5 protein-coding genes and 1 pseudogene are annotated in these 4188 nt (G+C 32.3%); all 6 read right to left on the bottom strand.

Annotated elements, in window-relative coordinates:
• Positions 1-327, bottom strand: a 327-nt coding sequence (locus tag C1Y58_RS26055) for a sigma factor-like helix-turn-helix DNA-binding protein (RefSeq protein ID WP_242985480.1), incomplete at its 3' end; no start/stop codon positions are given.
• Positions 328-498: 171 nt separating this feature from the next.
• Complete coding sequence (locus tag C1Y58_RS26060; protein ID WP_105620081.1) at positions 499-1359, bottom strand: hypothetical protein; 861 nt, start codon at positions 1357-1359, stop codon at positions 499-501.
• Positions 1360-1619: 260 nt separating this feature from the next.
• Positions 1620-2168, bottom strand: a complete 549-nt coding sequence (locus C1Y58_RS26065; protein WP_105620082.1) for a hypothetical protein — start codon at positions 2166-2168, stop codon at positions 1620-1622.
• Positions 2169-2253: 85 nt separating this feature from the next.
• Positions 2254-2640, bottom strand: coding sequence for a VOC family protein (locus C1Y58_RS26070; RefSeq protein ID WP_105620083.1), 387 nt, complete (start codon positions 2638-2640; stop codon positions 2254-2256).
• Positions 2641-2985: 345 nt separating this feature from the next.
• The gene (locus C1Y58_RS26075; RefSeq protein WP_105620084.1) at positions 2986-3765 is read right to left on the bottom strand and encodes a hypothetical protein; all 780 of its coding nucleotides are present in this window, start codon (positions 3763-3765) and stop codon (positions 2986-2988) included.
• Positions 3766-3956: 191 nt separating this feature from the next.
• A pseudogene (locus tag C1Y58_RS26080) lies at positions 3957-4188 on the bottom strand (phosphohydrolase); the annotation flags it as partial.

Below are 4188 nucleotides of genomic sequence, written 5' to 3' on the forward strand. Positions count from 1 at the left end.
GATTCTAGAAACGTAGGATCTTGATATACCTAATTCTTGTGCTACTTCACGTTGGGTTTTCTCTACACCATTTTTTAGACCATAGCGCATTTCTAAAACCATTTGGTCCCTTGCTTTCAAAACCTCTTTCATCTTTTCGTAAAGCTGTCTTATTTTCATCTTTATATCCACTTGATCTAATACAGATTCATTATCATATTTAAGAATATCATTTAAAGTAATGGCATTTGCTTCTTTATCAATACCTATTGGTTCCTGTAAAGAGACTTCGTTTTTTTGCTTCTTATCACTTCTTAGCATCATTAAAAGTTCATTTGCTATCCACACCAAAAGACGTCATTTAATTCCACTATAACCCTTACCCCTTATATGGCATCGGTTTTGTTAGAAGATGTTGGCACAATTGCATAGTACCACATTAGAAGCTACTATAAATGTCTTAACATACACTAATCAACATCCCACATAGGTCATCATGTTTAAGGTTAAGCTAATTCTCTACCTTATTCTGAAACTAATTGAAGAAACCTTTCCGCCTTCAAATGTAAAGTATATTCTTCTAACATCAGCACTAGTCTTGCAAGTAAACCATTCATCCTCATTCATCTCTCCTATATCACCATAAGCTTGGCGGACTTCTTCTTTTGAAGATCCTATGGTTATACCTTTTTCTGTCATATATTTAGAAGAAGTAATCGTATATGCAACAAACCTTGCATCAACGTTAAATATAATCCCATCTCGATTGAATACTGTCGTTTCCTCCATATTCTGAGCTTCATCAAATTGTTTTTGGCCTAGCACCTCACCTAATTCATTAAAGTTTATGACCTCTTCAACCTTAAATACCTTATTTTCTATTGGTCTACCTTTTATAACTATATCATCAACATGACCAAATTCATCGTTATCGATTACATTATAGTACTCCTCAAGAAGTTGTACTGGTATATATAATTGTTTATCTACTTTTAATGCACTATAATCTTCATAATTCCATAAAGGCTCCCCATCTAATAATAAATCCTTAACATTCATTGTCTCTACAATATCTTTTGACTCTTCTTCATCTTCCTCACTTTCTAAATCTTGTTTAGAAATTTTTGATTCATTCGCTTCTTTTTCTTCCTTGATGGCTTCTAACTCACTACTCAATTCAATATTCTTATTTATTAACTCTTGGTTAGAATTCCTCAATAATTCTAATTCCGTATTTAATTCTTCAATCATTATGTTTTGTACATTATTTATATCGTCATTTATAGTCGGTTTTATTTCGTCATTACAAGCAGTTAATGTAAAGAGTAGAATTAAAAGGACTAATAGCCTCTTATTTTTTCTCATTATACTTTTACACATTATTAGTATGTATCTCCTTTCATTTTTTCTTTTGCATACTACTCTGAAATAATTGTTCCTATGTCATCTAACGTTTCGGATTTGCGACGTTACTCAACCTTAGAGCGAAGGTGCTCATGCCCTGCAAAGAGCTAATGTGCCGAGTGCTCCGACGGACTTAGGTTGAGGAATGTATGAGGGCATATCCCATAAGGCTTTATGACCTTGCCCGAACCATTGTTATATGTAGTAGTCAAGCTTTTCACTGTGACCTTCACAGTTTAATTTTGGGCATCATATAAAGTCCATCTACTAGAAATAGCATCCTCTATTTCATTATACTTATTTATATAAGTCATATTATCACCGTCAATTATTATTTTAACAAAGTAATTCACTTCTTTCTTTTCTCCAAACCCACTAATCTCATTATGCATTTTTGTTCTATCCTCTTCAGTTATATTTATAATTAAGCTTGAGCAATCAATATTGGTTTCTTCAATGTTGTACGAGTATATTATGTGATCTTCCATATCATAAAATTTAAGTATTATTTCTTTATCTGTTATCTCCATTATCCAACCATCATTGTCAACGGAAAGCCATTTTCTGCTTAAAAACTTTATAAACTGATCCTTGTCGTTAATACTACTAAAGTCCTCTTTTTCTTCAACATCATCAGTAGTAATCTCATTTATCTCTACCTTTTTTTGCTCATTAAGCACGTTTTCTGCATTTATCTCTTCTAATTGGGTTAAATTCTTATTAGAACAACAACCTACAAAAATAACTATACCAATGAGGAAAACTAATTGACTCTTATAAAGCACCCAAATACCTCCTTAGTTCTTTGACCATCATTTACCATATAATATAATAAATATTTTAAACTAAAGATTATGCTCATTAGGTTTATTAAATTGCAATCCACCAACACACTCCAAATTTATCTATAACAGTCGCACAACATTTGCTCCATGGCACTTCCTGAATTGGATTAATAATAACACCGCCATTACTCAAAATATTAAAGGCGTTACAAACCGACTCTTCACTTCCCATTTCAAAAACGTTAAACGTCATAGTTTCCCATTTTACTTTATGAACAATGTTTACGTCACAAGGATTCGCTGCTTCACTTAATGCTAAAAATCCTTCACCATCTACAGACAATTCACAGTGCGCATAAGCAGTTTTGTCATCATTTTTCATTTCAAATGTAATTTCTGCACCAAAAGCTTTGCAATACATTTCTGCCGCTTCAAAACTATTTTTCACATAAACTTGAGCATAATTTTTCATATTTTCCCTCCTACATCAAACATAAATAATCTATATATCTTACAAATGTAAATTGCTATATGTACTAAATGATCATCCCCCCAAAGAAATACCTCGAAACGAATGAGGCAATTTCTTATAACGTTCCGTGTTGCCGACGTTTCTCAACCTTAGAAGGAGGTGCTCATGCCACGCATGTGGCTAATGTGACGAGTGCTACGACGCACTTAGGTTGAGGAATGTGTTAGGGCGTGACCCATTAGGAATACCTCTTGGCAAACCCATGAGGCTTTTTGACCCTGCCCGAGCCTTGCGATAACACATGGTTAAGTGAAGTTTTCATAACACACCTAACTAATTCTTCATCTATTCAGCCTTTATCTCTAATATTTCTACTAATTCAGCAGTATTCATTAATTCTGATTCATGATATCCCAAATGCTGATAGTTTTTGAAAACAGCTATAGCTGGTAAGTGGTATTCACCTCCATTAACACCTACTTGGAATAGCTTATTATGTAGTTCATCACCTAAAAGCTCCTTAACTAAGTCATCATTAATAACTCCACAAGAATCATAATACTTCTGCTCTTTCACAAAATAAAATGGAGTATAATCAGATTCCTTATCAGCAATGAAAATTAAATTGGTATAACCAAAGTCATTAATTACGAAAAAACCTTCCATAATAAAATATCCGCTAAATAAGACACGAGAATACTTATCGTCCAGCTCAACTTCTTCAACAGTTAAACCAGAAAATTTCATCCCTTCTTTTAATTCACTTTCTGAGTATATTCGTACTTCTGAAGTATCATAAATTTGCTTTTCTTTTTGAGCTAGTAATAACTCTACCTTTGATGTCTGAAGCTGTACATCTAAAAGATTAATTTTTTCTTTTGATAGCTTAACTTCTTCCTCTAATTCCTCATTTTTATGTTGAGTATTTTTTAATTGAAGTTCATAATTAGTATTTTTAGCGCTAATTTCATTAATAACAGCATTTTTATTCTCAAGTTCAGCTTCCAAACTTTCTTTTTCTATAGTGATGTTATCTATCTCTGATTGATAATCTATTTTGGAACAACCTGTTACCATAAGTGCTATCATTAAAATAATTATTATCTTTTCTTTGCTTCTAAACATTTGATAACTCCTTCATATTATAATTCTCAATCAAATAATTAGACCCCAAAGAGATACTCTGATATGTTATGATAATTTCACTTAACTATAAGTATTACCGACATCGGATATAAGCCATTAAAACGTCTTTGCGACATATGTCGGTAATACAACTATATACGTAAGTGAATTAAACTAAACTTTAGTTAGTATCATTTAAATGTATTCTCTTTTACCTGTGGTAAAACATCATATATTGAGCATCCTATCATCTTTTCAAAATAGTCCTTAAGGTCAAAAGTAGCTTTCCACTTCCTTTGCATATAATCATTAACTCCATGTCTTAGCACTACATCTACCATTCTTCTTTCCATTAAGCAGTATCCACTAGGTAATGCAAGCGCATCACATAATTGAATTAATCTATCATAATCATTGTACTCA

Source organism: Vallitalea okinawensis (assembly GCF_002964605.1).
Taxonomy (GTDB): Bacteria; Bacillota; Clostridia; order Lachnospirales; family PQDH01; genus Vallitalea_A; species Vallitalea_A okinawensis.

Bases quoted from the DNA above. Each gene is read 5' to 3' on its own strand.
- C1Y58_RS26060 (WP_105620081.1), bottom strand. From the start codon at position 1,359: ATGTGTAAAAGTATAATGAGAAAAAATAAGAGGCTATTAGTCCTTTTA.
- C1Y58_RS26070 (WP_105620083.1), bottom strand. From the start codon at position 2,640: ATGAAAAATTATGCTCAAGTTTATGTGAAAAATAGTTTTGAAGCGGCA.
- C1Y58_RS26075 (WP_105620084.1), bottom strand. From the start codon at position 3,765: ATGTTTAGAAGCAAAGAAAAGATAATAATTATTTTAATGATAGCACTT.